The 3,023-nt window shown below is 70.2% G+C and carries 4 protein-coding genes; 1 reads left to right on the top strand and 3 read right to left on the bottom strand.

The features are described 5' to 3' along the window. Positions 1 to 218, top strand: a 218-nt coding sequence (locus tag C665_RS20805; protein ID WP_004327337.1) for a PsiF family protein, incomplete at its 5' end; no start/stop codon positions are given. Between the two features lie 79 nt (positions 219 to 297). Here the strand turns inward: C665_RS20805 and C665_RS18965 are convergent. The 3 genes from C665_RS18965 to C665_RS18955 form a co-directional block, all read right to left on the bottom strand. Continuing rightward, on the bottom strand, positions 298 to 1,170 hold the full coding sequence (locus C665_RS18965; protein ID WP_004327335.1) for an FHA domain-containing protein: 873 nt from the start codon (positions 1,168 to 1,170) through the stop codon (positions 298 to 300). A gap of 125 nt (positions 1,171 to 1,295) precedes the next feature. Then, on the bottom strand, positions 1,296 to 2,249 hold the full coding sequence (ttcA, locus tag C665_RS18960; protein WP_004327333.1) for a tRNA 2-thiocytidine(32) synthetase TtcA: 954 nt from the start codon (positions 2,247 to 2,249) through the stop codon (positions 1,296 to 1,298). Between the two features lie 66 nt (positions 2,250 to 2,315). After that, positions 2,316 to 3,023, bottom strand: a 708-nt coding sequence (locus C665_RS18955; protein ID WP_004327331.1) for a pteridine reductase, incomplete at its 5' end; no start/stop codon positions are given.

Here is a 3,023-nt window from a genome sequence, read left to right as displayed (position 1 = left end):
CAGCGGCCCCGGCCGTCGCACCGGCGGCCGCGGCGACGGCCGCGAGCGCGGCCGGTGCAGCCGCACCTGCGCTTGCGGTCGCGCCGACAGCGGGCTCCGCACAGAAGGTCTCGAGCGAGGACATGGCAAGGCAGAAGGCCTGCAATCGTGCGGCTACCGAGCAGTCGCTGCGCGGGGCCAAGCGCAAGGCCTTCATCGGCGAATGCATGAGCGGCTGATCCGGTCGTTTCCATGCGGGCGTGCCGCGCGGGCGGGCGCCTGTGTCCCCCGCGCACGCCCTTCTCCCGCGCGCGGGGCTCAGACGATGTCGAAGAACACCAGGTCGCGCTCGAGCTCGGTCGTCGAGAAGCCGCAGCCGAGCCGGCCGGGACCGTCGAGCAGCATCTGCTCCTGTCTCACGAAGCACTCCGGCTTGCCCTCGATGGCGACGAAGCTGCCGTTGGTGCTCTGATCGAACAGCACGAAGCCCTCGGGGCGGCGCTCGATGCGCGCATGCTGACGCGAGGCGCGCGGATCCATGATCGTGACGTCGTTGGCCAGCTCGCGGCCGAGCAGCAGCACCGGGCGCAACTCCTCCACGAACAGGACTTCCTGCTGGTGGCGCAGGCGCAGCCGGCTCGACAGCCGCGCTGCGCCGGGAACCGAGGTGACCAGACCGCTGCGCTGTCCGATCGCATGCACCGGGATGCCGACCCGCGTCCACACCGGACCGCTCAGCGGCTGCGAGCCGACCTGTTGCCGTGCGGCACCGCCGAGGACCATCACCGCGGTGCCGGAGATCAGCGCCTGCCCGCTCTCGGCCAGATGGGCGAGCTGGCGGGCCACCGCTGGACCCTCTCCGGCGGGCTCCTCGCCATCGTTGTCCAGGACCCCATAGTGCACGCCGATGCGTACCGTCTGCTTGCTGCCGAGCAGGGGTGGAAGGCCGTGTATGCGGTCGAGCGCCTCGCTCGCCGCGTGCACCGCCGCGTCGCTGCGTTCGAATCCGGCGATGGTCTGCTCCGCGCCGCCGAGCAGGACCTGGCCGCCCTGCATCACGATCGCACGCTCGATCCGCCGCGCGTGACGCTCGGCGGCATGGCGCGCCTCGTCCGCACCGAGGCGTTCGGCGAGCACCGCATCCACCGGATGGAGCGCGACCAGCACGCAGAGGTTCTTTCGCTCGGGCATCGCAGGGTTTTCCGTGTCAGATCTGGCGGCTGGCGTGGCCGGCCCGGAACAGGATCATGGGGATGTCGCACCGGATCCGCAAGGCGCCGGCGTCGGCATCCGAATCAGGCGCGGTCGCGCCTCCCTCAGGCGCATTCGCGTTCTTCCTGGTCGCCCGCGCGGAACAGCTTCACGCTGGCGCCGAGCGTACGGTCGGGCAGCTCGGGCGGATCGAAGGCGGTGTCGCCTTCTTCGACCACGGTGTGCTGCGTGAGGCCGACGAAGTCGAACAGGCGCGCGTCGGACAGGTGCGAGGGCACCACGTTCTTCAGCGAAGTGGCGAGCGATTCGATGCGGCCCGGGTAGTCGCGCGCCCAGCCCTGCAGCATGTTCTTGATCAGCTTGCGCTGGGCGTTTTCCTGCGAGCCGCACAGATTGCACGGGATGATGGGGAAGTCCATCGTGCGCGCGAAGCGTGCGATGTCGGCCTCGGTGCAGTAGGCGAGCGGGCGGATCACCACGTGCTTGCCGTCGTCGCTGACCAGCTTGGGCGGCATGGCCTTGATCTTGCCGCCGAAGAACATGTTGAGGAACAGGGTCTCGAGCATGTCGTCGCGGTGGTGGCCGAGCGCGATGCGGGTGGCGCCGATCTCCGTGGCGGTGCGGTAGATGATGCCGCGGCGCAGACGCGAACACAGCGAGCAGGTGGTCTTGCCCTCGGGAATCTTGTCCTTGACGATCGAGTAGGTGTCCTCGGTGACGATGCGATACTCGACACCGATCGACTCGAAGTAGGCCGGCAGCACGTGGTCGGGGAAGCCGGGCTGCTTCTGATCGAGGTTCATCGCCACGATGCGGAAGTCGACCGGGGCGCGTTCGCGCAGCGCGAGCAGGCAGGACAGCAGGGTGTAGGAGTCCTTGCCGCCGGAGACGCACACCATCACGGTGTCGCCGTCGCCGATCATGTTGTAGTCGCCGATGGCCTCGCCGACGCCACGCTCGAGCTTCTTCTTCAGGCGCAGGAAGGTGTTGGAGAAGCGGGCGTCTCCGCCGGCCTCGGTGGTGGGGAGGGCGGCGGCGGGGGCGGAGGCTGCGGTCACGGTCGATGCTCGTCGGGAAAATCAGGTACGAATTATCCCAGAAACCGGCGCGGAAACGACCCTTGGCTACAGATGCGCGCTGCGCCCGCCATCGACTGCGAGGATCTGGCCGGTGATGTAGGGTGCGTCGAACATCAGGAAGGCGACCGTGCGCGCGATGTCGTCCGGGCTGCCGACGCGGCCGAGCAAGGTGTGGGCGACGATGCGCTCGCGCTCGGCGGGCGGGAACTGGTCGTCCTCCGGCCATTCGATCGGGCCGGGCGAGACGCCGTTGACCCGCACCGCGGGGGCGAGCTCGATCGCGAACGAACGCGTCAGCGCCGCCAGTCCCGCCTTCGCCGCGCAATACACCGGGTAGCCGGCGAGCGGGCGCTGGGCGTGGATGTCGACAATATTGACGATCGCGCCGCGCGCCTCGCGCAGGGCGGGCGCGAGCGCCTGGGTGAGGAAGAGCGGGCCCATCAGGTTGGAGCCCATGAGCTCGTCCCAGGCCGCGCGGTCCACGCTGCCGAGCGGAGTGGGGAAGAAGCTGGAGGCGTTGTTCACCAGGCCGTCGAGGCGATTGCCGCGCGCCAGCACCGCTGCGGCGATCTCCGCGGCGGCGCCGAAGCGCGCGAGGTCGCCGCCCACGGTAAAGGCGGAATCGGCGCGCAGGGCGCACAGTTCGGCAGCGAGCGCTTCGGCCTCGCCCGCGCTGTGGCGGTAGTGCAGGGCGAGGCGGGCGCCTCCGGCGTGCAGCCGGCGTGCGATCGCCGCGCCGACGCGGCGCGCGGC

It is taken from the genome of Thauera aminoaromatica S2 (assembly GCF_000310185.1).
GTDB lineage: Bacteria > Pseudomonadota > Gammaproteobacteria > Burkholderiales > Rhodocyclaceae > Thauera > Thauera aminoaromatica.
Note: the sequence above shows the minus strand (reverse complement) of the source record. Positions and strands in the feature narration are given on the sequence as shown.

Bases quoted from the DNA above. Each gene is read 5' to 3' on its own strand.
- C665_RS18965 (WP_004327335.1), bottom strand. From the start codon at position 1,170: ATGCCCGAGCGAAAGAACCTCTGCGTGCTGGTCGCGCTCCATCCGGTG.